Origin of the sequence: Caballeronia sp. PC1, assembly GCF_021353155.1 — a bacterium.
Lineage (GTDB): Bacteria > Pseudomonadota > Gammaproteobacteria > Burkholderiales > Burkholderiaceae > Caballeronia > Caballeronia cordobensis.
Genome location: NZ_JAJUBH010000002.1, coordinates 1,120,884 through 1,146,364, shown reverse-complemented (window position 1 = coordinate 1,146,364; position 25,481 = coordinate 1,120,884). Strand labels below are relative to the sequence as shown.

General features: G+C 61.8%; 19 protein-coding genes. 11 read left to right on the top strand and 8 right to left on the bottom strand.

All coding sequences use genetic code 11. The features are described 5' to 3' along the window. Window positions 1–152: 152 nt before the first annotated feature. Window positions 153–1,349 carry a porin gene (locus tag LY284_RS21245; RefSeq protein ID WP_233387890.1) on the top strand — a complete coding sequence of 399 codons (1,197 nt, stop codon included), beginning with the start codon at window positions 153–155 and terminating at the stop codon, window positions 1,347–1,349. A 69-nt stretch (window positions 1,350–1,418) separates the two neighbouring features. On the opposite strand, the gene LY284_RS21240 is transcribed toward LY284_RS21245, so the two are convergent. From LY284_RS21240 to LY284_RS21215, 6 genes are all read right to left on the bottom strand, one after another. Next, the gene (locus LY284_RS21240; RefSeq protein ID WP_233387889.1) at window positions 1,419–3,068 is read right to left on the bottom strand and encodes a bifunctional aspartate transaminase/aspartate 4-decarboxylase; all 1,650 of its coding nucleotides are present in this window, start codon (window positions 3,066–3,068) and stop codon (window positions 1,419–1,421) included. Between the two features lie 49 nt (window positions 3,069–3,117). Then, window positions 3,118–4,806 (bottom strand): aspartate-alanine antiporter, encoded by a 1,689-nt coding sequence (aspT, locus tag LY284_RS21235; RefSeq protein WP_233387888.1) that lies wholly within the window; start codon window positions 4,804–4,806, stop codon window positions 3,118–3,120. Between the two features lie 294 nt (window positions 4,807–5,100). Beyond that, the gene (locus LY284_RS21230) at window positions 5,101–6,162 is read right to left on the bottom strand and encodes an alkene reductase (protein WP_045454894.1); all 1,062 of its coding nucleotides are present in this window, start codon (window positions 6,160–6,162) and stop codon (window positions 5,101–5,103) included. A gap of 57 nt (window positions 6,163–6,219) precedes the next feature. Next, window positions 6,220–6,525 carry a helix-turn-helix transcriptional regulator gene (locus LY284_RS21225; RefSeq protein WP_014251207.1) on the bottom strand — a complete coding sequence of 102 codons (306 nt, stop codon included), beginning with the start codon at window positions 6,523–6,525 and terminating at the stop codon, window positions 6,220–6,222. A gap of 263 nt (window positions 6,526–6,788) precedes the next feature. Continuing rightward, complete coding sequence (locus LY284_RS21220) at window positions 6,789–8,141, bottom strand: HAMP domain-containing sensor histidine kinase (RefSeq protein WP_233387887.1); 1,353 nt, start codon at window positions 8,139–8,141, stop codon at window positions 6,789–6,791. Then, window positions 8,128–8,811 carry a response regulator transcription factor gene (locus LY284_RS21215; RefSeq protein WP_233387886.1) on the bottom strand — a complete coding sequence of 228 codons (684 nt, stop codon included), beginning with the start codon at window positions 8,809–8,811 and terminating at the stop codon, window positions 8,128–8,130. Before LY284_RS21215 ends, LY284_RS21220 begins: the two co-directional genes overlap by 14 nt. Window positions 8,812–8,932: 121 nt before the next feature. Here LY284_RS21215 and LY284_RS21210 point away from each other — a divergent pair, with 121 nt between their 5' ends. From LY284_RS21210 to LY284_RS21195, 4 genes are all read left to right on the top strand, one after another. Further along, window positions 8,933–9,613, top strand: coding sequence for a response regulator transcription factor (locus LY284_RS21210; protein ID WP_233387885.1), 681 nt, complete (start codon window positions 8,933–8,935; stop codon window positions 9,611–9,613). A gap of 112 nt (window positions 9,614–9,725) precedes the next feature. Then, a complete protein-coding gene (locus tag LY284_RS21205; protein ID WP_233387884.1) occupies window positions 9,726–11,123 on the top strand; it encodes an efflux transporter outer membrane subunit in 1,398 nt (465 codons plus the stop codon). A gap of 11 nt (window positions 11,124–11,134) precedes the next feature. Then, window positions 11,135–12,322, top strand: a complete 1,188-nt coding sequence (locus LY284_RS21200) for an efflux RND transporter periplasmic adaptor subunit (protein WP_233387883.1) — start codon at window positions 11,135–11,137, stop codon at window positions 12,320–12,322. Further along, window positions 12,319–15,426: an efflux RND transporter permease subunit gene (locus LY284_RS21195; protein WP_233387882.1), complete on the top strand. Its 3,108-nt coding sequence runs from the start codon at window positions 12,319–12,321 to the stop codon at window positions 15,424–15,426. Before LY284_RS21200 ends, LY284_RS21195 begins: the two co-directional genes overlap by 4 nt. Window positions 15,427–15,516: 90 nt before the next feature. Here LY284_RS21195 and LY284_RS21190 read toward each other — a convergent pair whose 3' ends face one another. Continuing rightward, window positions 15,517–17,739: a TonB-dependent siderophore receptor gene (locus tag LY284_RS21190; RefSeq protein WP_233387881.1), complete on the bottom strand. Its 2,223-nt coding sequence runs from the start codon at window positions 17,737–17,739 to the stop codon at window positions 15,517–15,519. A 281-nt stretch (window positions 17,740–18,020) separates the two neighbouring features. Here LY284_RS21190 and LY284_RS21185 point away from each other — a divergent pair, with 281 nt between their 5' ends. The 3 genes from LY284_RS21185 (at window position 18,021) to LY284_RS21175 (ending at window position 20,491) form a co-directional block, all read left to right on the top strand. Next, window positions 18,021–18,542 carry a sigma-70 family RNA polymerase sigma factor gene (locus LY284_RS21185; RefSeq protein WP_233387880.1) on the top strand — a complete coding sequence of 174 codons (522 nt, stop codon included), beginning with the start codon at window positions 18,021–18,023 and terminating at the stop codon, window positions 18,540–18,542. Further along, window positions 18,539–19,108, top strand: a complete 570-nt coding sequence (locus tag LY284_RS21180; protein ID WP_233387879.1) for a DUF4880 domain-containing protein — start codon at window positions 18,539–18,541, stop codon at window positions 19,106–19,108. The genes LY284_RS21185 and LY284_RS21180 overlap by 4 nt, the downstream gene beginning before the upstream one ends. A 318-nt stretch (window positions 19,109–19,426) precedes the next feature. Continuing rightward, the gene (locus LY284_RS21175) at window positions 19,427–20,491 is read left to right on the top strand and encodes a porin (protein ID WP_233388410.1); all 1,065 of its coding nucleotides are present in this window, start codon (window positions 19,427–19,429) and stop codon (window positions 20,489–20,491) included. Between the two features lie 183 nt (window positions 20,492–20,674). On the opposite strand, the gene LY284_RS21170 is transcribed toward LY284_RS21175, so the two are convergent. After that, complete coding sequence (locus tag LY284_RS21170; protein ID WP_233387878.1) at window positions 20,675–21,220, bottom strand: iron transporter; 546 nt, start codon at window positions 21,218–21,220, stop codon at window positions 20,675–20,677. Window positions 21,221–21,524: 304 nt separating this feature from the next. Between LY284_RS21170 and LY284_RS21165 the strand changes: the two genes are divergently transcribed. The 3 genes from LY284_RS21165 to LY284_RS21155 are packed head-to-tail and all read left to right on the top strand — an operon-like array spanning window position 21,525 to window position 25,438. Beyond that, the gene (locus LY284_RS21165) at window positions 21,525–22,013 is read left to right on the top strand and encodes an RNA polymerase sigma factor (RefSeq protein ID WP_233387877.1); all 489 of its coding nucleotides are present in this window, start codon (window positions 21,525–21,527) and stop codon (window positions 22,011–22,013) included. A 34-nt stretch (window positions 22,014–22,047) separates the two neighbouring features. After that, a complete protein-coding gene (locus LY284_RS21160) occupies window positions 22,048–23,010 on the top strand; it encodes a FecR domain-containing protein (RefSeq protein WP_233387876.1) in 963 nt (320 codons plus the stop codon). Window positions 23,011–23,065: 55 nt separating this feature from the next. Continuing rightward, entirely contained in the window at window positions 23,066–25,438 is a 2,373-nt protein-coding gene (locus LY284_RS21155; protein WP_233387875.1) for a TonB-dependent receptor, read from the top strand. Window positions 25,439–25,481: the final 43 nt, after the last annotated feature.

Here is a 25,481-nt window from a genome sequence, read left to right as displayed (position 1 = left end):
TTGGCGCGATACAGCGCAAGCCAGTCGAAAGTACTGTCACATTTCTTTCTTCGGCAATCGCTACATTTGCGCCCGTCGCACCACGCGCCGTCAGAGCGCGAAGACGCAGACACCGTCAACACCACACCGCGAACCAACTCACGGAGCTTGTTTTGAAGAAGAATCTCTTGGCGACCGCAGCACTCGCCGCATTCGCCGCTCTCGCAGCCACTTCCGCCCACGCGCAAAGCAGCGTCACGCTGTACGGCATCATCGATGCCGGTATCAGCTACGTGAACAACAGTTCCACGAGCCCGACGCGCGCGGGCGACTCGCTCGTCAAGTACGACGACGGCGTCGCGCAAGGCAGCCGCTGGGGCATCAAAGGCGTCGAAGACCTCGGCGGCGGCCTGAAGGCGATCTTCACGTTGGAAAACGGCTTCAACAGCGGCACGGGCGCGCTCGGCCAGGGCGGCGCTGAATTCGGCCGTCAGGCGTATGTCGGCCTCACGCAGAACAACGTCGGCTCGCTGACGCTCGGCCGCCAGTACAGCTTCAACACCGACTTCCTCGGCTCGTACTACTCGATCGGCGGACAAACGGTCGCGGGCAACTACGCGTATCACATGAACGACTTCGACCAGTTGACGTCGAGCCGTATCAACAACGCGGTGAAGTTCACGAGCGCGAACTTCTACGGCCTCACGTTCGGTGCGATGTACGGCTTCTCGAACACGGCTGGCGGCTTCGCGGGCACGCCGAACACGACGGTCGGCACCACGACGACGCAAGGTTCGTCGCGCGCCTATAGCTTCGGCCTGAACTACAAGGCCGGCCCGCTCGGCATCGGCGCCGCGTACACGGACATCCGCTTCCCGACGGCCGCCACGCCCGCGTTCAGCTCGTCGGTCGCCAACCTCAACCTGACCGGCACGACCAACAACGCGAAGGATCTGCGCAGCTTCGGCATCGGCGCGAACTACACGATCGGCGCGGCGACGATCTTCGGTCTGTGGACGAACACGCGCTTCGAGCCGATCGTCGGCGCGAGCTCGCGCATCAACGCGTTCGATATCGGCGGCAAGTACGCGATCACGAGCGCGATGACGGCAGGCCTCGGCTACACGTACATGGACCTGTACGACAACTTCACGGGCCACTGGCACCAGATCGACGCGAGCTTCGACTACGCGTTGAGCAAGCGCACGGACGTGTACGCGCTGGCGGTGTATCAGAAGGCGTCGGGCTCGAACAACGGCGTGCAGAATCAGGCGTCGATCGGTTCGTCGTCGTCGAGCTACTTCGGCACCTCGGGCCTGGGCGAGAACAACCAGCTCGCGTTCCGCGTGGGCATCCGCCACAAGTTCTAAGTCTCGCGTTTCACCCGGCAGTCGCACATCGGGCCGCATATGCGGCCCGATTGTCTTACTTCGCCGCGTTCATTTCGCCTTTCCGGATTTCTTCCCGGTGGCATGCTCGAAACGCTCGATGTATTCGTCCATCAGATTGCGGATCGCGCGGCCGATCTGCACGTAGTCGCTCTCGTTCAGATTGGCGAGCGACACACGCCCCGACGGATGCTGCGTGCCAAAACCACGCCCCGGCAACAGTACGACGCGCGCGTCCTTCGCGAGCCTGAACAGAAGCTCGGACGGCTCGGTGTTCTGGATGATCCAGTCCACCAGCTCGCGGCCGTACCTGCGCTCGCCAAGATATTCCATGTCGAGGACCGTGTAATAGTCGACCTCGTTTTCATCTGCGTCTTCAGGCTCGATGCCGATCTCGCGATAGAGCGCCTGCTTGCGGCTGCGGATCAGGCGCTTCAACGCGTTCTTGTACACGTCGGGCGTGTCCATCAGCGCGAAAAGCGAAAACAGCACCATTTGCACTTGCTGCGGTGTCGACAGGCCCGCCGTGTGATTCAACGCGACCGTGCGGCTGTCCGCCACGAGGCGATCGATGAATTTGAGTTTGGCCGGCTCCGTCGTGATGGACTCGTAACGGGCGTGAAGCAGTGCCTTCTGGTCCTTCGAAAGCGCGGCGAGTTGCTTGTCGAGCACGTTTTCCCGATGTGTCGCGATCGTGCCGAGACGCCAGCCCGTCGAACCGAAATACTTCGAATACGAATAGACGAGAATCGTGTTCCTTGGGCACAGCGCGAAAAGCGACACGAAGTCGTCAGCGAAGGTGCCGTAGACGTCATCGGTCAGGATGATCAGATCGGGCCGCTCCTTCACGATGTCCGCGATGTACGCGAGGCTTTCCGCATTCATCTTCACCGATGGCGGATTGCTCGGATTCACGAGGAAGAACGCCTTCACCTTCGGATCGCGCAGCTTGTCGAGTTCCTGCTTCGAGTATTGCCAGCCGTTGGCGACATCCGCTTCGACATTGACGACATTCAGCCGGTAGTCGTTCAGGCGGGGAATCTCGATGTACGGCGTGAAGATCGGCGTGCCGAGCGCAATGGTGTCGCCCGGGCCGATCAGGAAGTTCTCGCGCAGCGTGTTGAAGATGTAGGTCATCGCCGCCGTGCCGCCTTCGACCGCGAAGACATCGAAATCACCGACGAACGGATGCTCGCCGATCATCTCGCGCCGCAGATATCGTGCGACGATCTGCTCCGAGAGCTTCAGCATGCGGTCAGGCACGGGATAGTTCGACCCGAGAATGCCTTCGCACATTTCGTAGAGAAAGTCGCCGGCGTTCAGGCCGAGCTGGTCGCGCACAGAGGACACAGCGCCCACGAGGAACGAAATGCCCGGCACGCCCTTGTTCTCGCGGGCGAAGATCTCGAAGCGCTCTTCCAGCCCTTCGCGCTTCGGAAAACCGCCAATGCCTTCCGGCATGTACGCGAACGAGCGCTCCGACTCGCGCATGGCGAACAGGCCGAATTGCCAGAAACCATGCCGCGGGATCGTGGCGAGGAAGTTCGGATTGCCGCGCCCCGCGTTGAGCATCGAAAGGTTCGCCGGACGCTCGATTGCACCGCCGCCCGCCGCCTTGATGAGTTCGTCCTTGAGTTCGAACGGACTGAGCGACGCCATGCCGGCGCGATCGTCAGAACCTGATTGAGTCGACTTTACCATCCACCATCTCCAGAAAAAACCAAACCAGACACGCCAAAGGAACCACGCGTCATGTGAGCAACATGACCATGACCATTCCCCAGATCGTCAACAGCGTGTTCCCGACTGCATAAGTGACCGTGTAGCCGAGGCCCGGCACCTGGCTCTTCGCGGCGTCGCAGATCATGCCGAGTGCGGCGGTCGTCGTGCGCGCGCCCGCGCAGATACCGAGCAGGATCGCCGGATGAAACCTGAACACGTATTTCGCGATATACATGCCGACAATGAGCGGCGCCGCGGACGCGAAAATGCCCCACAGAAAGAGGCTCGCGCCGAGGTGCTGCAATCCGGCGACGAAGCCGGGCCCCGCCGATTTCCCCACCACGGCGATGAATACGTTCAGGCCAACGGAGTTCATGAACCAGAGAGTCGGCGACGGAATGCGACCGAAGGTCGGATGAATCGCGCGGAGCCAGCCGAATACGATGCCTGCGATCAGCGCCCCGCCCGCCGTGGACAACGTAAGCGGAATCGCGCCGACGTGCAGCACGAACGCACCGATCAGCGCGCCTAGCGTGATCGCCAGACCGACGAACGCCATGTCGGCGGCGTCGGCCGGACGATCGAGCACGCCGAGGGCCTTCGCCGCCGCCGCCGTGTCCTGCGTGCGGCCGACGAGCGTGAGCGTGTCGCCGCGATACAGCTTCGTGCTCGGCAAGATGGGAATCTGCGTCTCGGTCGCGCCGCGCTTGATCTTGCGAAGAAACACGCCACGCGCCGCGGGCCCGTGCGCGAGTTCCTGCAGCGTCTTGCCGTGAACGTTCTTGCTGGTCACGTAGACATCCACGCCTTCGACCGGCACCGCGAGCAACTCCGCATCCTCGACTTCGGCCGCGACACCGCCCAGGAGATCGACGAGCAGTTCGCGCCGCCCCGACACTGCGATGATGTCCCCAGGCTGAAGCACGTCGTCGATCTTTGCTTCCTGGATGATGTTTGCGCGCCGGATGCGTTCGATGAACAACCGCGCGCCGGCCGGTTCGAGCGCCTCGACCTGCACCACCGACATGCCAGCCGCTCGCCCGTGCTCCGCCACACGATACGCGCGCCATTCGAACTGATGCCACGCACGGTTTCCGCCAGCGGGTTCATCGCCGCCAAGCGTCGCCTCATACTCTTTGCAGGCCGCAACGAGATCGATCCCGAGCAGCCGCGGACCAAGCATCGCGAGGATCAGCGCGGAACCGATCGTGCCGAAGATGTACGTGACGGCATAGGCGGTCGGCATCGCGTCGAGCAGCGCCTTGCCCTGCCCGGTCGGCAGCCCGAGACGGTTGATGGCGTCGGTCGCGAGCCCCATCGATGCCGAGATGGTCTGCGAGCCCGCGAACAAACCCGCCGCCGAGCCGACGTCGAAGCCCGCGATCTTCGCGACGGCATAGGGCGCCGCGAGACATAAAAGGCACTGGACGACTGCAAAGAGGGCCTGCGGCAACCCGTCCTTTGCGATGCCGCGCACGAACTGCGGGCCGACGCCGTACCCTACGGCGAACAGGAACATCAGAAAGAAGACCGATTTGACGTTCGCCGAAATGGTGATGTCCAACTGGCCGATCGCGATGGCCGCGAGCAAGGTCGCCGTCACCGCGCCAAGGCTGAAACCTCGGAAGGTCTTTGCCCCGACCCAGTAACCGATCCCTAGCGAAAGGAAGATGGCAATTTCAGGATAACTACGTAATGTTGATGCGATCCATGACATAGGCGCTCCGATGACGGCTAAACGGGATTCCCTGCCGCGCAGTTCATGATGCTGAACAAGCGCGATTGCGCTGGGCACGAAGGCGGGACTGATTAGAAGCGGTCGGCGCGTTCCGTGGCGCCGAGGCCGCAGTAATCGAACACGAAGCATCCTTCGTTATTCAATTACTTTCGTCTGAGTATATCGTTGCCTTACGCAGAGTCTTTGCGCCGCAATCAAAAAGCACAAAAAAAACAGCGGCTAAAAAGCCGCTGTTTTCACCTCGGAACGCAAACCGCAGAACTGCGGAACGCCTTACTCCGCCGTTTCGAGCAGCGGATAATCCGTGTAGCCCTTCGCGCCCGGCGCATAGAACGTCGACGTGTCCCAGTCGTTGAGCGATGCATCGCGTTCGAAGCGGCGCACCAGGTCCGCATTCGCGATGAACGGCTTGCCCCATGCGACCGCGTCGGCATCGCCGCGCGCGATGATCGCTTCGGCGCTTTCCTTCGAGAACCCTTCGTTGGCGATATACACGCCGCCGAAAGCCTTCTTCAGTTGCGGCCCGAGGCTGTCAGCGTCTTCACGCTCGCGCGCTGCGATGAACGCGATCTTGCGGCGGCCGAGTTCACGCGCGACATAGCCGAAGGTCGCGGCGCGATCGCTGTCGCCCATCGTGTGGGAATCAGCGCGCGGCGCGAGATGCACGCCGACACGATCCGCGCCCCATACGTCGATGACCTCGTCGACGATGTCGAGCAGCAGGCGCGCACGGTTTTCGATCGGGCCACCGTAAGCGTCCGCGCGCTTGTTGGTGCTGTCCTGCAGGAACTGGTCGAGCAGATAGCCGTTCGCGCCATGCACTTCGACGCCGTCGAAGCCCGCGCGCTTCGCGTTCTCCGCGCCCTTGCGGAATGCGGCGACGACGCCGGCGATTTCATCGAGTTCGAGCGCGCGCGGCGTCACGAAAGGACGCTGCGGACGCACGAGGCTCACGTGCCCGCCCGCCGCGATGGCGCTCGGCGCAACCGGCAGTTCGCCGTTCAGGAACACCGGATCGGACACGCGGCCCACGTGCCACAGTTGCAGAAAAATCTTGCCGCCCGCCTCGTGCACGGCCTTCGTGACGAGCTTCCAGCCTTCCACTTGCTCGTCGGACCAGATGCCCGGCGTATCCGCGTAGCCGACGCCTTGCGGCGTCACCGACGTCGCCTCGCTGAGAATGAGACCCGCCGCAGCGCGATCCGCGTAGTACTGCGCCATGAGCGCGTTGGGCACGCGCTCGACGCCCGCGCGCTGACGCGTGAGCGGCGCCATGATGATGCGATTCTTGAGCGTGAGTGCACCAACCTTGAGCGGATTGAAAAGTGTCGACATGAAAAGGAATCCTAATGAAGTTGTAAGCGGTTCATCACCTTGCGGAAAGCCCTTCGCTCAGAGATTCCCGATGGAATCGCGGAACGCCTGAATAACCGCTTCGTCGCGCTTGAAGAACACCCATTGTCCAACGCGCTTCGTGGTGACGAGCCCCGCCTTGTGCAAGGTCGCGAGATGCGCGGAAACGGTCGACTGCGACATGCCGCAGCGCCCATCGATCTGGCCCGCGCAAACGCCGTGCTGCAACGGCAATTCCTGATTGGGGAAATGCAGTTCCGGCTCCTTCAGCCACTCGAGAATTTCGCGGCGAAGGGGGTTGGCGAGGGCTTTATGAATCGCGTCGATGTCCATTTCGTTGCTCATGCGTCTGACGGGCGGAAAGCGAAACCTTTCCGGATCGTCTTGGAACGAAGTATATATCGTAAATTTACGATATGCAACAGGTGGCGCGCGGGGTGGCTCGGGGTGGTGCTAGCGGAGCGAGCGGCCAATAGACGGTTTCAAAGTCATCACACTCGCACTTTGTCTTGGCTGGTAGTTCTAGCGTGCTCGGCGCTGCCTTTCGGCCTCGCGTATCCACTCGATTGTCCACAGCGTTCTCAACAGAAAATGTGGATAACTCCACATCAGGGTGCTGTCGTCAGCACGATCGAACAGCCCTGTTCGATGTCCTCTAAGCTGACCGTCATGCCGTGCATGCGCGCGACCGCCAGAACGAGGCTCAGCCCCAGCCCACTCCCCGGCGTATGTCGGCTGGACTCACCGCGATAGAAGCGCGTGAACACCGCATCGCGTTCGTCGGCCGGAATGCCAGGGCCGTCATCGCGCACCCTGATGCTTATCGCCTCCTGGTTTCTGAACAACTCGATGCACACATGACCGCCTGGCGGCGCAAACTTGATTGCGTTCTCCGCGAGATTGGCGATCGCCTCGAACAATAAGCTCGAATCGCCGAGCATGCCGTAAGGCGCAGTGTCGTCCCGATGCAGCGCGAGCGTAATCGCGCGGTCTTCGGCGGCGGGTTCGTATAATTCGAAGACATCGGCAGCGACGGCGCCAAGATCGACCTGCGAGAAATGCTCACGGCGCGCGCCGCTCTCGATCTCCGAGATACGCAACAAAGCATTGAACGTGCGCAAAATGCCGACTGCTTCCTCGATAACCTCATCGAGTGTGGCGTGATAGCTCGCCTCGTTCATTGCGCGGCGCTGCGCCCGTTCGAGGCTCGCGATAAGGCGAGTAAGCGGTGTACGCAAGTCGTGAGCGATGTTGTCGCACACGCCCTTCACTTCGTGCATCAGGCGTTCGATTTCGTCGAGCATGTCGTTCACCACTCGCACGAGGCGATCCAGATCGTCCTCTTTCGCATGCAAGGGCAATCGACGGCTCAGATTTCCCGCGACGATTTCCTCGATCGACGCCGTGACCGCATCGAGCCGGCGCATCGAACTCACGCCGACGAGCACCGCGCCGATCAGCGCCACTGACAAGGTGAGCACGCCAGCCGTCAGCAACGCGCGCAACAACTCTTCGTCGAAGTGATCGAGGTCGCGGATGTTCTGGCATTGCAATGCCACGCGCGCGTCCGGCAGTCGCATGGCGATGCATCGCGCGGGCGGATGATGCTCGAGTCCGGTCAGGCGCAGCGCGAACGGCGTATCGAACGCCGGAATCTCCGGGCGATCGCCTGGATAGCCACCCGCGATATGCCGCCCCTGAGCGTCGAATAACCCGAACGGACGTTGATGACGGGTGTCGTAGAGGTTCTGCTGTTCGAAGCGTGCCGCGAGATCAGCGGTCTGTTCGCGCCGAAGTTCGGCGTGCTCGCGCACGAGCCAGTCGTCGACGCGTTCATTCTCGAAACCCGTGATCTCCACATAGAGATACGTGAAGAGAACGAGCGTCGCCACGCCGAACAGCGCGAGGAACGAAGTCGCGAGCCGGAAGCTCGATGTGCGATGGAGTTCAGTCAGGCGCACGCAACAGGTATCCTGATCCGCGCACCGTCTCGATCATCGGCGCATGACCGGTTTCATCGAGCTTCTTGCGCAGGCGGCTGATATGCACATCGATCACGTTGGTGCGCTCTTCGAGCCGATAGTCCCACACGGCTTCGAAGAGCATGGTGCGGCTGACGACTTGCCCTTCGTGTCGCATCAGATATTCGAGCAGGCGATACTCGCGCGGCAGCAAGGCGACCGGCCGACCCGCGCACGTCACCTCGCGCGTGAGCAGATCGAGTCGCAGCGGTCCGATCTGATAGGCCTGCGCATTCGGCGTGCTGTCGCGGCGACGCATGATGGCATCGAGCCGCGCCGTCAGTTCGATGAAGTCGAACGGCTTGGTCAGATAATCGTCGCCGCCTGCGCGCAGGCCGCGCACCCGTTCATCCACCGCGGACAGCGCGCTCAGGATCAGCACCGGCGTCTGCACGCCCGCCTGGCGCAATGCGGCCAACATGCCGAGGCCTTCGAGACCGCCCGGCAGCATACGGTCGAGTACGATCGCGTCGTACTCGTTCGCAATGGCCAGTACGAGGCCGTCGCGTCCCGTCTGCGCGGTCTCGACCGCGCAGCCGTGATCGGTGAGCGCCTCCACGATCTCATCGAGTGTTTGCGCGTCGTCTTCGACGACCAGTACTTTTGCCATTTTGTCCGTGCTATGAACGCGTCACGCGCTTTGCGCTACTCTGAGCCTGCGTTGAATGCAGTATGCCATCGCGCACCATTCACGCATTTCGCCCCAACATGAAAAAAATTTAATCTTCCGCATGCGCATTCTGCTTATCGAAGACGACGCGCGCACGCGCCAGTTTTTGCTGCGCGGCCTGACCGAAAGCGGGCATATCGTCGATGCGCTCGAAAACGGCGCAACTGGGCTCGCCTATGCCCGCGAGCCGATCTACGACGTGATCGTGAGCGACCGGACATTGCCTTCCCTCGACGGCATGGCACTGGTGCGCCAACTGCGTACGGAAGGCATCGACACGCCCTTGCTCATGATATCCGCGGCGGGCGGGTTGCATGAACGCGTGGAAGGCATTCGCGCCGGTTGCGACGACTATCTGGCGAAACCCTACGCTTTCGCGGAACTGCTTGCCCGTGTCGAAGGCCTCGCACGCCGCGCGAATCGCGCGCGCATGAGCGGTGCGCTGGCATGCGCCGATCTCGTGCTCGACACGCCATCGCGCAGCGCGACGCGCACAGGACGCGCGTTGCATTTGCAGCATCGCGAATTCCTCCTGCTCGAATGCCTGATGCGTCACGAAGGCCAGGTCGTCACGCGCGCCATGTTGCTGGAAGCCGCGTGGAACTACGATTTCGAGCCGCGCGGCAATATCGTCGATATGCACATGCATCGATTGCGCAGCAAAGTGGATCGCGACTTCGACGAGCCGCTGATTCACACCGTCGTCGGCGCGGGATACATGCTGAGCGCCCGGGCGCCTTGAGCGCGTACAGGGTTATACGCTATTGCATTAAAGAAATTTCATCTTCGCGCGAAGGCGCCGACAGGGGCCGTTCGATACGCTGTGCAGCATTCCTGTTGCGAGAGAGCGTGTCATGGTTCGTCGGATTGCCGTCTGCGTCGTAGCTGCCTTGCTGGCCGGCTGCTCGATGACGCCGGCTTATCATCGCCCATCGTTACCCATGCCGAACGCCTTCGACGGCGCGATCGATACGGCCTCGCTCGGCACCACCGTTCCGGTGCGAAGCGGCTGGTGGCGCGCGTATCACGATCCCGCGCTCGATGCACTCATCGACGCGAGTCTCGCGCATAACTATTCGCTGGCCTCGGCCATCGCAGCGGTCGAACAGGCGCGCGGAACGGCCGAGAAAGCAGGCGCGGCGCAGTATCCGTCGCTCGGTGTCGGGGCGACGTTCGATCGTGCTCATCAGGGCGGTCACGGCGGTTCGAACACGCGGAGCCAGAGCCTGTTTGCGGAAGCGAGCTACGAAATTGACTTCTGGGGCCTCAATGCCGCGACCGCGAATTCTTCGACGATGCTCGCGCGCGCATCGGCGTTCGATCGCGATACGGTCGCGCTCACGCTGACGGCATCTGTCGTCGATACGTACTTCGAGGTGCAAAGCCTGCAGCGACGACTCGCGATCGCGCGCAGCATCGCGCATGACGCCGAACGCGTTCTTGAGCTTCTGCTCGCGCAGCAGAGCGCAGGCGTTGCGACGGAACTTCAGGTGCAACAGCAGCGCAATGCACTGGCGACATTCCAGGCGGCCGTGCCTTCGCTCCAGCAGCAGCTCGAAATCGCGCAACATGCGCTGGCCGTGCTCGCCGGAAGCGCACCCGAGCAATTCGCCGTGCAGGAAGTCGACCTGAACGGCATCCCGATTCCTCAAGCACGCGCCGATCTGCCTTCCAGCCTGCTCGACGCACGGCCCGACATCCGCGCGAAGGAAGCGCAAATGCAATCCGCCAACTTCGATGTCGGCGCGGCGCACGCGGCGTTCATGCCGAACATCGTCCTCACTGCGGACGGCGGCTGGAAAAGCAAGTCGCTGTCGAATTTCCTCGCAAGCCCGTTCGCGAGTCTTGCCGCGTCGCTCGCGGCACCGGTCTTCGATGGCGGCGCATTGCGCGGTCAGCTTCACGCGGCCCAGGGCGCGGCGGCCAAGAGCGTGGCGGACTATCGGCAGACGGTGATCAGCGCGCTGCAAGACGTCGAGGACTCGCTGACCGTCGCCCGGCAGCAAGCGCTGGCGGAAGCAGCCGACCGCGCCGCCGCCGATGCCGCCGCGAAAGCCGCCATGCTCGCCGAGGCGCAATACCGCTCGGGCACGGTCGACTTCCTCACGGTGCTGGATGCGCAGCGCACGCGCTCCCAGGCGGAGGACACGCTGATTCAGGCTCGCCTCGCGCGGCTGCAGGCGTCCGTGAGCCTCTTTCGCGCATTCGGCGGTGGAATCGAACTCACTGCCTCGCCCAACTCATCAAGCTGAACGACTCGCCCATGAAAATCGACGACATCCCGCGCGAGTACGCGCCGCGTCCGAAGCGCTCCCGCTTCGCGATGATTGCCGCAATCGCCTCGGTGACCGCCGTAGCCGCGCTCGCAGCCTGGTGGCTGTGGCCGAAACATACGACCCAGCCCGCCGCCGCGCCCGTGCCCGTGAACGCGGGGCATCCCTTGCGCCAGGACTTCCCCATCTCGGTGACCGCGACGGGCTCGGTTCAAGCGCTGAACGCGGTCGACGTGAAGGTGCGCGTCGACGGGCAACTACAGCGCGTCGCCTTCACCGAAGGACAGGAAGTCAAGGCCGGACAGGTGCTCGCGCAACTCGATCAGGGTCCGCTGAAGGCGCAATTGCAGCAAGCCGAAGCCGCGCAACGCAAGGACCAGGCGAGTCTCGACAATGCGCGTCTCGATCTCGAGCGCTATTCGAAGCTCGTCGGGATCGGCGCGGCGACGTCACAGAGCGTCGATACCGCGAAAGCGCAGGTCGCCTCCTATTCGGCGATGGTCGCCGCGGACGCCGCATCGGTTCAGAACGATAGGCTGCAGCTCGGCTTCACGACGCTCTATGCGCCCTTCGCCGGCCGCGTCGGCATGCGCGAGGCGGATACCGGCGCGATCGTCCATCCGTCGGATGCGACGGGCATCGTCACCGTCACGCAAATGGAGCCGATTACCGTGGTCTTTTCCGTGCCGCAGGACGTGCTATCCGAATTGCTCGCGAATCAGGCAAAAGCGCCGCTGCCGGTACACGTCACCACCCGCGCAGGCAGCGCGGCGCTCGCCGACGGAAAGCTCGAATTCATCGACAGCACCGTTGATCCGGCTACGGGACAAATCAGGCTCAAAGCATCGTTCGCGAACAAGGACCGCAGCTTGTGGCCGGGCGAGCTCGTCAATGCGCGCCTCCTGCTGCGCACCGACAGCGGCCGCATCGCGGTGCCGAGCCGGGCGATCGTGAACACGCAGAACGGCCCGCAGGTTTTCGTGGTGTCCGCCGACGGGCGCGTGCAACTGCGCCCGGTCGAAACCACCGCCAGCGTCGACGGCATGACCGAAGTGACGAACGGCATCCGGCCGGAAGACCTCGTCGTGTTCGACGGACAAAGCCGCCTCAATCCAGGCGCGCATGTCGCGGCGAACATCGTGCCGCCCACGTCGAAGGCACCGGGAAGCGCGTCATGAGCCTCATTGAACGTTTCATCGAAAGGCGCATCGCGACGACCTTTCTAGCCATCGCCGTGCTGCTCGCGGGCGCGGTCGCGTACTTTCTGTTGCCCGTCGCGCCGCTGCCGCAGGTGGATTTTCCGACCATCCAGATCGTCGCCAAGCTGCCCGGCGCGAGTGCGGAAACGATGGCGACTTCTGTCGCGACGCCATTGGAACGCCAGCTGACGAACATCGCGGGCATCACGCAGATGACCTCGTCGAGCTCACTGGGGACGACGAACATCGCGGTGCAGTTCGACCTGTCGCGCGACATCAACGGCGCGGCACAGGATGTTCAGACGGCCATCAACGCGGCAGGCGGCCAGTTGCCGAAGAATCTGCCGAACCCGCCGACCTACCAGAAGGTGAATCCCGCCGACTTCACGGTTCTGTCGCTGGCACTCACCTCTTCTTCACTTACGCTGACGCAACTCGACGACTACGCCGAGAACTACATCGCGCAGCAGATCTCGCAGATGCCGGGCGTCGGCCTCGTCGATTTCCACGGGCAGCAACGGCCCGCCGTGCGCATTCGTCTCGATCCGGACAAGCTCACGGCACGCGGTCTCACGCTGGAAGACGTGCGCTCGATCGTCGGCGTGCAGACGGTCAACGCGCCCAAAGGCAGCCTGAACGGACCGGATCGCTCGGTCGTTTTCAATGCGACCGATCAAATCACGAACGCGGACGATTACCGCAATCTCGTCGTCGCCTACAAGAACGGCGCGCCGGTGCGCGTGCAGGATCTCGGCGCCGTCGTCGATGCGCCGGAAGACACCCAGCAGGCCGCATGGTTGCAGCACGATCGCGCGATCATTCTCGATATCCACAAGCAGCCCGGTTACAACGTCGTGCAGACCATCGCCAGCATCAAGGCGAAGCTGCCTTCGCTGCAGGCGTCGTTGCCCGCTGCCGCGGTGCTGCATGTGGTCGGCGACCGCACGCAGACCATCGACGCCTCCGTGCGCGACGTCCAGTTCACGTTGATGCTGACCATCGCGCTCGTGGTGATGGTGATCTTCTCGTTCCTGCGCAACGTGTGGGCGACGGTGATCCCGAGCCTCACCATTCCGCTGTCGCTCGTCGCGACGTTCGGCGTGATGTACGTGCTCGGCTACAGCCTGGACAACCTGTCGCTGATGGGCTTGACCATCGCGGTCGGCTTCGTGGTGGACGATGCTATCGTGGTGATCGAGAACGTCATGCGCCACATCGAGGAAGGCGTGCCGAAGATGCGCGCCGCGCTGCTCGGCGCGCGTGAGGTGCGCTTCACCATCATCTCGATGACGATCTCGCTGATCGCCGTGTTTATTCCCATTCTGCTGATGGGCGGCATCGTCGGGCGGCTGTTCCGCGAGTTCGCGGTGACCGTGAGCGCGGCCATCGTGATGTCCGCGCTCGTTTCTCTGACTGTCACGCCGATGCTGTGCGGCTGGCTCATCAAAGCGCCCGGCAGCGACCGCGGACGTCTCGCGGTGTTCGAACGCTGGCTGGAGCGCGGTTTCGTCGCGATGGAGCGCGCCTACGAACGCGGCCTCGACCGCGTGTTGCGGCATCAGAAGGTGATGCTCGGCGTGACGGTCGCGACGATCGTCGCCACAGGCGCGCTGTTCGTCGCCATTCCCAAGGGGTTCTTTCCGCAAGAGGATTCGGGGCTCATCATGGGCATCGCGCAGGCCGCGCCCGATATCTCACCGCTTTCGATGGCCGCGAAAATGCAGCAACTCGGCCACATCATCGAGGCGGATCCCGCCGTCGACAACGTCTATTACTGGATCGGCCCGAATCCGACCGTAAGCCAGGGTCGCGTGATGATCAACCTCAAGCCATTCGGCGCGCGCATCGCGAGCGCGGAACAAGTGCTCGCGCGCCTGAAGCCGCAACTCGCGAAAGTGATGGGCATCTCATTGTCGATGCAGGTTCGCCAGGACATTCAGGTCGGCGGCCGGGTCAGCGCGGCGCAGTATCAGTACACGCTGCAAAGCCCCGACATCGCGCAGTTGAATCACTGGGCGCAGGTGCTGACGAAGCAGCTTGGCACGCTGCCCGAACTGGCCGACGTGACCTCCGACCAGCAGGCTTCGGCGACCAGCGCGACACTCGTGATCGATCGAAGCACCGCATCGCGGTTCGGCATTACGGCTCAGGCCATCGACGACACGCTTTACGACGCCTTCGGTCAGCGCCAGGTCGCGACGATGTTCACGCAACTGAACCAGTATCACGTGATCGAGGAAGTCGATCCGCGCTATCAGCTGACCACCGACGCGCTCACGCACCTCTATGTGCGTTCGCCGCTCACGAATCAACTGGTGCCGCTCAGCACGCTCGCCAGAGTGGACAATGCGGTATCGCCGATTTCCATCAACCATCAAGGGCTCTTCCCTTCGGTGACGATCTCCTTCAACCTCGCCGCTGGCCAATCGCTCGGCAATGCGGTGACGGCGATTCATCGCGCCGAAGCCGCGGCGGGCAAGCCGGATGCGATCTCGACCAGCTTTCAGGGCACGGCACAGGCGTTTCAGGCCTCGCTCAAGACGGAGCCGTTCCTGATCGGCGCCGCGCTCATTGCTGTCTATCTCGTGCTTGGCATTCTTTACGAAAGCGCGATTCACCCGCTCACCATCATCTCGACGCTGCCGTCCGCGGGCGTCGGCGCGCTGCTCGCGCTGATGCTCTGCGGGCAAGACCTGTCGATCATGGGGATGATCGGCGTGATTCTGCTGATCGGCATCGTGAAGAAAAACGCGATCATGATGATCGATTTCGCGCTGGTCGCGGAACGTGAACACGGCCTTTCGACGGTTGAAGCCATCCGTCAGGCGTGCGTGTTGCGTTTCAGGCCGATCATGATGACCACGCTCGCCGCGTTGTTCGGCGCCTTGCCGCTTGCGCTCGGCCACGGTGCGGGCGCGGAGTTGCGCGTCCCGCTCGGCATTGCGATCGTCGGCGGGCTGATCGTCTCGCAGATGCTGACACTGTTCACGACTCCAGTCGTCCACCTGTGGTTCAACCGGCTCTCGCACTGGCTAGGCGCGAGGTCCGGAAATCGACTCGCATCCGCCGACGCGGCTCGTTGATACCTTTCATCCGTCACGAACGAACGTCCGAGCGACATCGCAAAATCTCGATGTCGACTCGGAACGATACAGTGTGGACGCCCTGAGGCCTTACTGATAGAAGTTGAGCGTCAGCATCGCCGACCGGCCTGGTGCCCATGTGGCATAGATCGGATAGGCTTGTGAATAGTACTCTCGGTCGAAGATGTTATTCACGTTCAACTGCAAGTCCACTTTCTTCGCCACGTGATACGTCGCCACTGCATCGATGCGCGCATAGCCCGGGGTCCACTTGCGCACCGTCGGCGACACGGACGCGTACGTCTTGCTCGCGATCGTCGCGCCTGCGCCCACCTTCAGCTTCGGCATGACGTCATAGAACGACCAGAGCGCAACATTGTGCTTGGGCACCATGACCATCGGCAGGCCTGACGATGCAGCGTTAGCCGAACCCGCATCGACGGTGATCGCATCCAGATACGAATAGCCGCCGAAGATGCTCCACTTGCCGGTGATGTTTCCCGCCGTGCCCACTTCGACTCCGCGCACGCGTTGATGTCCCGCGTTGATTGTGCCGCCGAGGCCATCGCTCACGCGTGCGTTGGTCTTGTCGGTCTGAAACAGCGCCAGGTTCAACGAGAGTCGATCGAGCACATCCCACTTCGCGCCCACTTCGATATTGCGGCTTCGTTCCGGCGACAAGTCCTGATTCGTCGCGGTGATCTGGTCCGTGCCGCCGCCGAGGCCCGAGTTCGCGCCCGGCGGATTCGCAGAGGTGCCATACGACGCGTACAGGCTCACTGAAGGCAGAGGCTTGTACACGAGACCGAGCTGATAGCTGAAGAGGTTCGCGTTGTTCGTCAGATCGTTTGCGCCTTGCTGGGTCGCCGTAACGTCGAAGCGGTCGAAGCGCACGCCCGCGTTGAAGAGCCACTGATCGGTGATCTTCACGCTGTCGAACAGATACGCGGAGGCGACATTCGTCTGAGTATGCGTCGCCGCTCCGGGAAAGCCTTTGTCACCGTTGAGCAGGACACTGCCGAGCCACGGATTGTCATAGTTCCACGCGTTGATCGGCGTGCAGTTGTACGCCACCGAGCAAGGCCCCCCGGTTCGGATATTGTTACCCGCGCTGTCGGAGACGAGATAGCCTTCGTACAGGCTGTGTTCGTGACTGAACTCGATGCCGCCCGTCATCGTGTGCTGCATGCCTAGCAGCGTCGCTTTGCCCGTCAGTTCGGTCTGGTTGGTGATGCTGTTGGTCGCGTACTTGCCGCTCTTCGCCTGAAGGCTGAGGATGTTCGACGTCGCGCTCGTCAACTGCGGGTTCGTCGCGATGTAGTCCAGGGTCGAACGACCAAACATCGTCGTGTTCTTCAGCTTCAGGTTGTCGTTGAAGCGATGCTCCACGCGCACTTCGCCCGTGTCTGTCTGACCGTAGCGATAGTCGCGATTGTTGAAGCCGTAGAACTGGCCGCGATCGCTCGCGATCGGGGTGCCGCCCGTCGAGCGGAACGGCACGCTGAAGTCGGGCATGTCATACGAGTTCAGATGGTAGTAGCTGAGCGTGACCGTCGTCGGGCTGTTCAGGCCGAAAGCCACCGAAGGCGCCACGCCCCAGCGCTTGCTGTAGACGTTGTTGCGTCCGGGCTGGTTCGCGTCGAAACCCATCGCGTTGAAGCGCCACGCGTTGCCGTCGCCGAACTTCTGGTTCGCATCGATGGTGAGACGCTTGTACGCATCGGTGCCGATGCCCACGCTGCCATTGATGAAGTCCTCGTACTTCGGCATCTTCGTCTCAATGTCGATGCTGCCGCCCACCGCGCCCCGCCCCGCATAGACAGAGTCCGGACCCTTGATCACGGTGATGCTCTCAATGTCAAACGTCTCGCGGTTCTGCACGCCCGAGTCACGGATGCCGTCGACGAAAATTGAATTGCGCGACTCGAATCCGCGAATGACCGGACGGTCCGCTGACGGATTCGCCGCCGCGTCGCCACCGAGGAATGTGATACCCGGCACGGTTTTCAGCGCTTCGGCGAAGGTCGTCGCGTTGATTTCCTTGATCAGTTCTTCGGGGATGACGGTGATCGAACGCGGCGTGTCCAGCAGCGGCGCGGTGAATTTGTACGACGGCAACGCCTTTGTCTGCAGATCCGATTGAACGCCGGTCGCATTCACTTGAACTGCAGGAAGGGACTGAGCGGACGTGTCGGCGGAGTTCTGGGCGGGCGCCGTCTGGGCAACGACCTGAGACGGAGCAAGGAAACTTGCGCAATAAAGGGCACCGACGGACGCGAGCAAACGCGTCCGCGTCTTCAACAGAGCGGGCATGGTGAAAGTGTTGGAGATGAATGACGCCCCACGTTGCATGGAGCACAAGAACGCGGCATTCGCCGCATAAGATAACGCTAATGAGAATCATGCTCATTAGCGATCGAGGCGAAGTGTAATAGTTATTTACAAATATGTAAACGTTTTGGCCGCGAATTCGTCGTCCTGGCGTCTCAGTGGGCTCAAGCCAACGGCGGAAGCTTTCATCCAGCGCGCCGAAGAATAAATATGCAATAATAGGAATGATTCTTATTATTGATTGGACGTACTGGAGCGCCGCCATGTTGTCCGAGGACACCGCTCTGCCTCGCGAAGTCGAAACGCTCTACTCTGCCCACCACACCTGGCTGCGAACATGGCTCAAACGCAAGCTAGGCTGTGCGCATCGAGCCGCGGATCTCGCGCATGACACGTTTTTGCGCCTGCTCGCACGCGACGAGCCAATCGATGCACGAGAACCGCGCGCATTCCTCACGACCGTCGCGCAGCGCGTGCTCTACAACCATTGGCGGCGTGAGCAGATTGAATCCGCGTGGATCGAAGCGACAGCGCACCTGCCGGAGGCGTTCGTTCCCTCACCCGAAGAACGCGCGCTGATTCTCGAGACGCTGTACGAAATCGACGCGCGGCTCGATGGCTTGCCCGCGCCCGTGAAGCGCGCGTTTCTCCTCGCGCAGCTCGACGGCGCAAGTCATGCGCAAATCGCCCACGAACTGCGCATCTCGTTGGCGACCGTGAAGCGCTACCTCGTGCGCGCGGGTGAGCAATGTTTTTTCGCCATATCGGGTAACGGACTCGCATGAACACGCCCTCCTGCCCGAACGTTACGCCGGAGATCGCACGGCGTGCCGTGCGTTGGTGGGTCGAACTGAGTGCTGGCGATGCAGAAGAGTCCGACCGGCGCGCGTTCGAATGCTGGCTCGCGGCACATCCGGATCACGGACGCGCGTGGCGGCATATTGAGTCCGTGAGCGGACGCATCAACGGCCTCGCGGGACACGCGAACGCCGCGCGCGCCGCACTCGCTCAAGGGCCGAAGCGCCAACGGCGTCGCGTCATTCAGACACTCGTGCTGATGCTGTTCGCCGGCACAGGTGCGCTCGTCGTCGAGAAACGCGTCCCGTGGCGAGCGTGGAACGCCGATCTTCGCACTGCCGTCGGCGAGTGCCGCACGGTGACGCTCGCTGATGCCACGGTCATCACGCTCAACACGGACAGCGCCGTTGACATCGCCTATACCGGCACCGAACGACGCTTACGCCTCGTACGGGGCGAGATCATGGTGACGACCGGACACGCCGATGCATCCGCTCGCCGCTTTTTCGTCGACACGGTTCAAGGCAGTCTCGAAGCGCTCGGGATCAAGTAGTTCGACCAAGATCTCCCTCGACACGAAATCCCGGACTTGATTCATTGGCCAAGTAGACCATGGGAGTTGGCGGGGGTAATCCCCCGCCGAAGCTCGAGCGTGCCTCCGTCTGTCCAACGCTCAGCAACATGCAGCCTCTAGCAGGCAGTGCGCTGAAACATCAGACTTAAAAATTGCTTTCAAAAATTTTTGAAAAACAAATAAAAATCATTACTATGCTTAGTCATGCTTATGTTCATGCAGGTCTGCTTCTTGGACAACCGGGAGAACAACATGCCCTACCAGCGCCGCGATGTCGCAATCCGAGTCACATGCGCTATGTCACTTGCATTCGTGACTTGTCAGTCCCGCGCACAGAGTTCGGTCACCCTATACGGCGAGATCGACGGCGGCGTAGCGTACGTCAACAATGTCGGTGATCATTCTCAGTACAAAGTGACGTCTGGTGTCATCGACGGAAGCTATTGGGGCCTCCAAGGAGTCGAGGACCTTGGTGGCGGTGCAAAGGCAATCTTCAGGCTGGAACGCGGCTTCTCGGTCGCGACAGGAGAAGGATTCAATGATCACCCGTTCTACGTGGGTCTCGGTACCGAGATGCTCGGGACGGTCACATTCGGTCACCAATACGACTCGATCCACGATTATTTCGCGCCCTTCACTCTGACGGGCGGCACGGGCGGAACCGCCTTCGCACATGTACTCGACAACGACAATGCGAACAACTCCTTCCTCGCTGCGAACTCGGTCAAGTACACAAGCGCCAACTATGGGGGGTTCTCCTTCGGAGGCATGTACGCGTTTTCCAACCTCGCTGGGCAGTTTGCGAACAATCGGGCGTACAGCGTAGGGGCGAATTACTCGATGGGCCCATTCAACGTGGGCGCCGCATGGTTGCACAACAACGGCCGGGGAAATACGGACAACGGCGCCTACGAGCCGCTCGCGCTGCCCGGGTCTGACGGCACGGTGTTCGACGCCATCGTCGCTCGTCAAAACACGTTTGGCGTCGGCGCCAGCTATGCATTCGGCGATTTCACGCTAGCTGCCGCATTCTCCCGCTCGATCAACTCGGGGGTGGCCAATGCGGAAACGGGTGAGCCGGCCGCGTCCCTTGCGCTCAACAACTACGAGATCAATGGCGTCTATCAACTGACGCCAGCATTTGCGCTGGCTGGCATGTATGTCTATACGAACGGCGGCGGCGCGCATTGGCACCAGGGTGCGTTGCAGGCTGACTATCTGCTCTCGAAGCGTACCGATGTCTACATCGAATCCATCTACCAGCGTGCCTCGTCGAATGCGCCGGCCGTGATCAACGCCAATGATCCAGCAAGCGGCCGCAATCAGTTGATGGTCGCCGCGGGAATCCGACATCGTTTCTGATGTGCCCTGCTCGGCCTTTCGAGCCACGACACATCCCGTTCGATGGACGCGATGTGCGGCAATAGCTTTCCGGACATCGCGCCGCGTATAGGCGAACGTGAATGCGATCCACCCGCTCCTTCATGTCCTTGCTTGGGCGTTGCTCACTGGGCGAGTTGAACGCCTTCGGCAGGATCGCGACGTTCAGTAGCCGCCCTTCTTGCCGATGCCCGCGAACGGGAAGTCGTATTCGATCGTGAACGGCTTGAACCACGGGCCGACGCCGGTTTCCTTGTCGACGTGACGGCCGAACGCCATATGGCCTTCCTGCGTCGGCGGCGAGATATGCAGCTTCAGGTGATACTTGCCCGGGCCGAACAGCTTCACGTTGTCGCCGTAGTGCGGGCCGTCGCTCGCGACCATCGCCATCAGGTCGCCCTTAACCGTCTGCGTCGTGCCGACCTTCGTGAGTTCATACGTCACGTTCAGATACGGCATCCAGTCGCCTTCCGCGAAACCGGTCGGGTTGTTCTTGACCGCGTGGATGTCCGCTTCCAGGTGAATGTCGGAATCCGACGCCTTGCGCATCATGCCTTCCGGCGCCATCGTGATCGGCTGGAGGTACACGGCGCCGGTTTCCATGCCGCCCTCGATATGCTGCTTGCCGATCGGATACTCCGCAGCAGAGGCTGCCATCACTACTGCCAGGCCACTGGCAGCGACGACGCTTCGTAGCATCACTGATTTCATACGGTTGTCCACTGTAGTGAATTTGCGCTCTGAAAGCGGATCGAGCTCCGCGAGGCTGAACCCGCGAGGAAAGTCCCGGCTTCAGCGAGTGCGTAAACACTAATACGACACATTCTCATTTTCAAGAGCTATTCGAGCCTATGTGCCCATGCAGTTGTGCGCTGGAAACCATTCGCTCGCAACCGCAAGCCAATGCCATAAGGGTTTGGCACGCTTGACATCACATTACAAATGCGAATAATTATCATTTCCTGGTACGATCAGTAGATCGCGCCGCGTTCCCAAGATCCCGATCCCGACCACCGTGCAATCGTCGACGCAAACCCTGATCGCCAACTACACAGAAATTGTCGATTTCCTGTCGAGACGTACCGGATCGAGGGACACCGCCCAGGATTGCGCCCAAGAGACGTATCTGAAGCTTGCGAGCGCGCAGATGCCTGCCGCTTTTAGCTGCATCAAAGCTTACGTTTTCAAGGTGGCCTCGAATGTGGCGATGGACTGGCATCGGCGCGCTTCGCGAGAAACCGCGATGGAGAGCGAATATGCCGTCCTGGCGAACGGCGATGCTCACCCGGATGCCTGTGACACGGTGAGTGCCAGTCAGACCATCAAGCGGCTCGAGGAGGCGATTCTGGCGCTGCCTCTGCGTGCGCAGCAGATATTTCTGCTTCACAAGCTCGAAGGCCATACTCACGTCGAGACCGCAAAATTGCTGTCGATCTCGGTGAAGGCCGTCGAGAAGCATATGGCGCGAGTGCTGCTCGCCTGTCGCGCCGCGCTGAAGGCCTGAGACCTTGAGTATCCGCGAACGCGCCTCTGCGTCTATGGATGGCGACGAGACGGCCGAGGCTATCGACGAAGCCGCCTCGCGCTGGGTCGTCATCAATACCGGTCGCGAGCCGGATGCCGGCGAGCGACGCGCATTCGCCGCATGGTACGCCGCCGACCCGCGCCACGCCCTCGTCTACGAAGAACTCATGCAGGTCTGGCACAAGCTGTCCGCGATCGACTCCACGGTCATTCGCACGGCTCAACATCGGCGTACGACACGCAAGAGGATGATGCTAGCCGTCGGGATTCTCGTGATCGGGGCAGCGCTCTTTCAACACGACGAGATCCGCGTCCGCACGCTCGCGGATGAGTCCACGGCCGTCGGCGAAGTCCGCGCCGTACGTCTCGTCGACGGATCGGAAGTGACGCTCGACGCCGACTCGGCGATTGCTGTCGAGATGTCATCGAATCAGAGGCAGATCCGACTGTTGCGGGGGCGCGCGATGTTCGATGTCGCGCATGATGCGACGCGTCCGTTCGTTGTTGCAACGAACAACGTTCAGGCTACGGCCCTCGGTACACGCTTCGTGGTCGCCACCTACTCGGACCATTCGACCGTCACCGTACTCCAGAGTCGGGTCGCGCTGCGCTGCACGACTTGTTCTGGCGCCGTGCCGGACCGCGTGCTGAAGCCGCGAAACGAGGCGGATGTGTCTGCAACCGAGGTCGCAATCGACGATGTGGATATTTCCGAGGCTGCCGTTCGCAATGAAGGCATGCTGATCCTGGAGGCGATGCCGCTGTCCGACGCCCTAGCCCGCCTCCAGGGCTATACCCGTCGACCGATCTGGCTGCTCGACAACGCGAGCGCAAAGCGCCGAATTTCTGCCGTCATCGATCCACGGCAACCGGACGCGGCTGCGCGAACCGTCGCGGCCGCAGCCGGCCTGCAGGTCAGCTCGGTCGCTGGCGCTCTTTTCGTTGGTTCGCCAAAGAATATTTTCGACGGGAGGTAGGGGGACCGGCTTCGAGGAACGTCTTACGGGAGAGACCAATGAACAGGATTTCCCAATGCAGTTCTTCAGCGCCCCCCGCTTCAAGCATCGTCCCCGCAGCTCAGCCGCGATCGTCCTCGCGTGCGCACTGTCGTGTGCGCCGCTCTCGTCGATAGCACAAACCGGCGGCCCAGTTGCCGTTCCCATTGATTTGCCGGCACAGTCGCTGGACAAGGCACTCATCGCGCTTGGCCGGCAGACAAGCATGCAGATCTCGTTCGCTCCGGAAACAGTCGCAGGCAAGATCGCACCAGAGCTGAAAGGCACCATGACGCCACAGGACGCGGTGCATGCACTCCTCGCGGGCTCCGGACTGACGGTACGAAAAACGGGCGAGAACGCGGTCACCGTCGAGGGAGGCAGCGCCATTGTCACCTCCGCCGCTCCCGCGGGTGGCACGCTCAACACGGTCGTCGTTCAGGGCATTCGCCCGTCGCTCTATTCAGTACCGGATGTCAACGTCGGTGCGCTCGGCTCCAAAGATCCCATGGATCTTCCGATGTCGATCTCCTCGTACACGAGCGAATTGATCACGGCGCAGGCCTCGCGCACGCTCATGGACGTGCTGAAGAACGATCCGTCGGTTCAGAACACAGCGGTAGGCGGAGCGATGGACAACATCAGCATTCGCGGCTTTCCGATCGACTGGACCAACACGATGCGCCGCGACGGCATGCCGGTAGCCCCCTATTACGACATCCCCCTCGAGAACACCGAGCGCATTGATGTGCTGAAGGGGCCGTCCGGCTTTCTCTACGGAGTGAATTCGCCAGGCGGCACCGTCAACTACGTGATGAAGCGACCGACGCAGGATCGCTTCACGAGCGCGACCGCCGAATTGCGCAGCTACGACGGATACTACGGCGCGATCGACACAGGCGGCCCGATCGCCGACGGCCGCTTGGGCTACCGCTTCAATGTCGCGGGCGAGAGGGTTGGTAACTTCAATCACGCAGGCGACCGTACGCGCACGTTCGTCAGCGGCGCGCTCGATTGGGAGATCACACCACGCGCGCTGCTTCGATTCGATTTCGATTATCAGGACAAGAAGCTCGCGGCTCAGCCCGTGATCGGATTGCAGCCGGACGGTTCGCTACCTCCGCAGTTCGATCCACGCACGCTACTGGGTCAGCCATGGCTCCAATACCGGACGAGCACCTTCAACGTCGGCGGGCGCTTCGACTTCAAACTGACGGACAATTGGAATTTCACCACGCAGATCGCGCAGTCGTATAACAATCGGGACGCCGCGTTTCCGGATATCTATTCGGTGGCCGCCAACGGAGATATCCTGAGCGGAGACATTTACCTCTCCCCGGATCAGAGCTTCCGTGTGCTATCGACGAACACGTTCGTCTCCGGGAGGTTCAATACAGGTCCACTTGCGCATCAGTTGGTCACGGGTATATCCACGCGCAACTACGACTCGCACGAAGGCGGCTTCGCGGCGATCCCTCTGACGGTCGGGAACATCTTCAATCCTGTCTACTCGCCCGAACCGGCTACGGTTTTCCCGCAGAAGAACGCAACGAAGAACTTTCAGCCAAGCGTCTTCATCAGCGACCTGATCGATATCGGTTCGCAATGGAGTGTGATGCTCGGCGTGCGTCACGTGAAATATCGCAACGATTCTTATCCGGCCTCCGGCACGGAGTCGCACTATGAAACCAGCGTGAACGTGCCGTCAGCGGGATTGATCTTCAAACCCCGTCCGGATATTTCTACGTATGTCAGCTATTCCGAGGGCTTCGAGCAAGGCGGCGTCGCACCCTACAACACCTTGAACGCCGGGCAATATCTCTCTCCAGTCAAGAGCAAACAGTACGAAGTGGGCGCAAAGAGTGACATCGGTGGCCGCCTTACAATCAACGCAGCGGTCTTTCGAATCGAGAAGACGCTTCAGTACGTGAACAGCGCGAACTACTACGTGCAAGGGGGCACCCAAAGGCATACGGGCGTTGAGCTCACGGCGAACGGGCGCATCACCCGCGATCTCTCCGTCGTGGCTGGCGCAGCCTACCTCGACACCGTGCAGAACGATACCGGCGACCCCCAGACCAACGGCAAGCGGGCCGCCAACGTGCCCCGCTTCCAGGCGAATGCATTTCTCGACTACCGGATTCCTGCAGTCGCCGGGCTGAGCGTGGACACGGGCGTGTACTACGTTGGGAGCCGCCCGCTCGATGCTCAAAACACCGTGTCACTTCCTGGCTACGTGCGCTTCGACGCCGGTGCGCGCTATCTAACGAAGATTGGCGGTCTCGCAACCGTCCTTCGCGCCGGCGTACAGAACCTTACCGACAAGCGCTATTGGGCCGCAGCAAACTATAGCTCGGTGTGGCCAGGAATTCCGCGCACATTCTTCGTCTCCGCTCAGATTGACATGTGAGCGTTAGCGGGCGTCTCCGGCGGGACGCCGCGCGTTCCCAAGC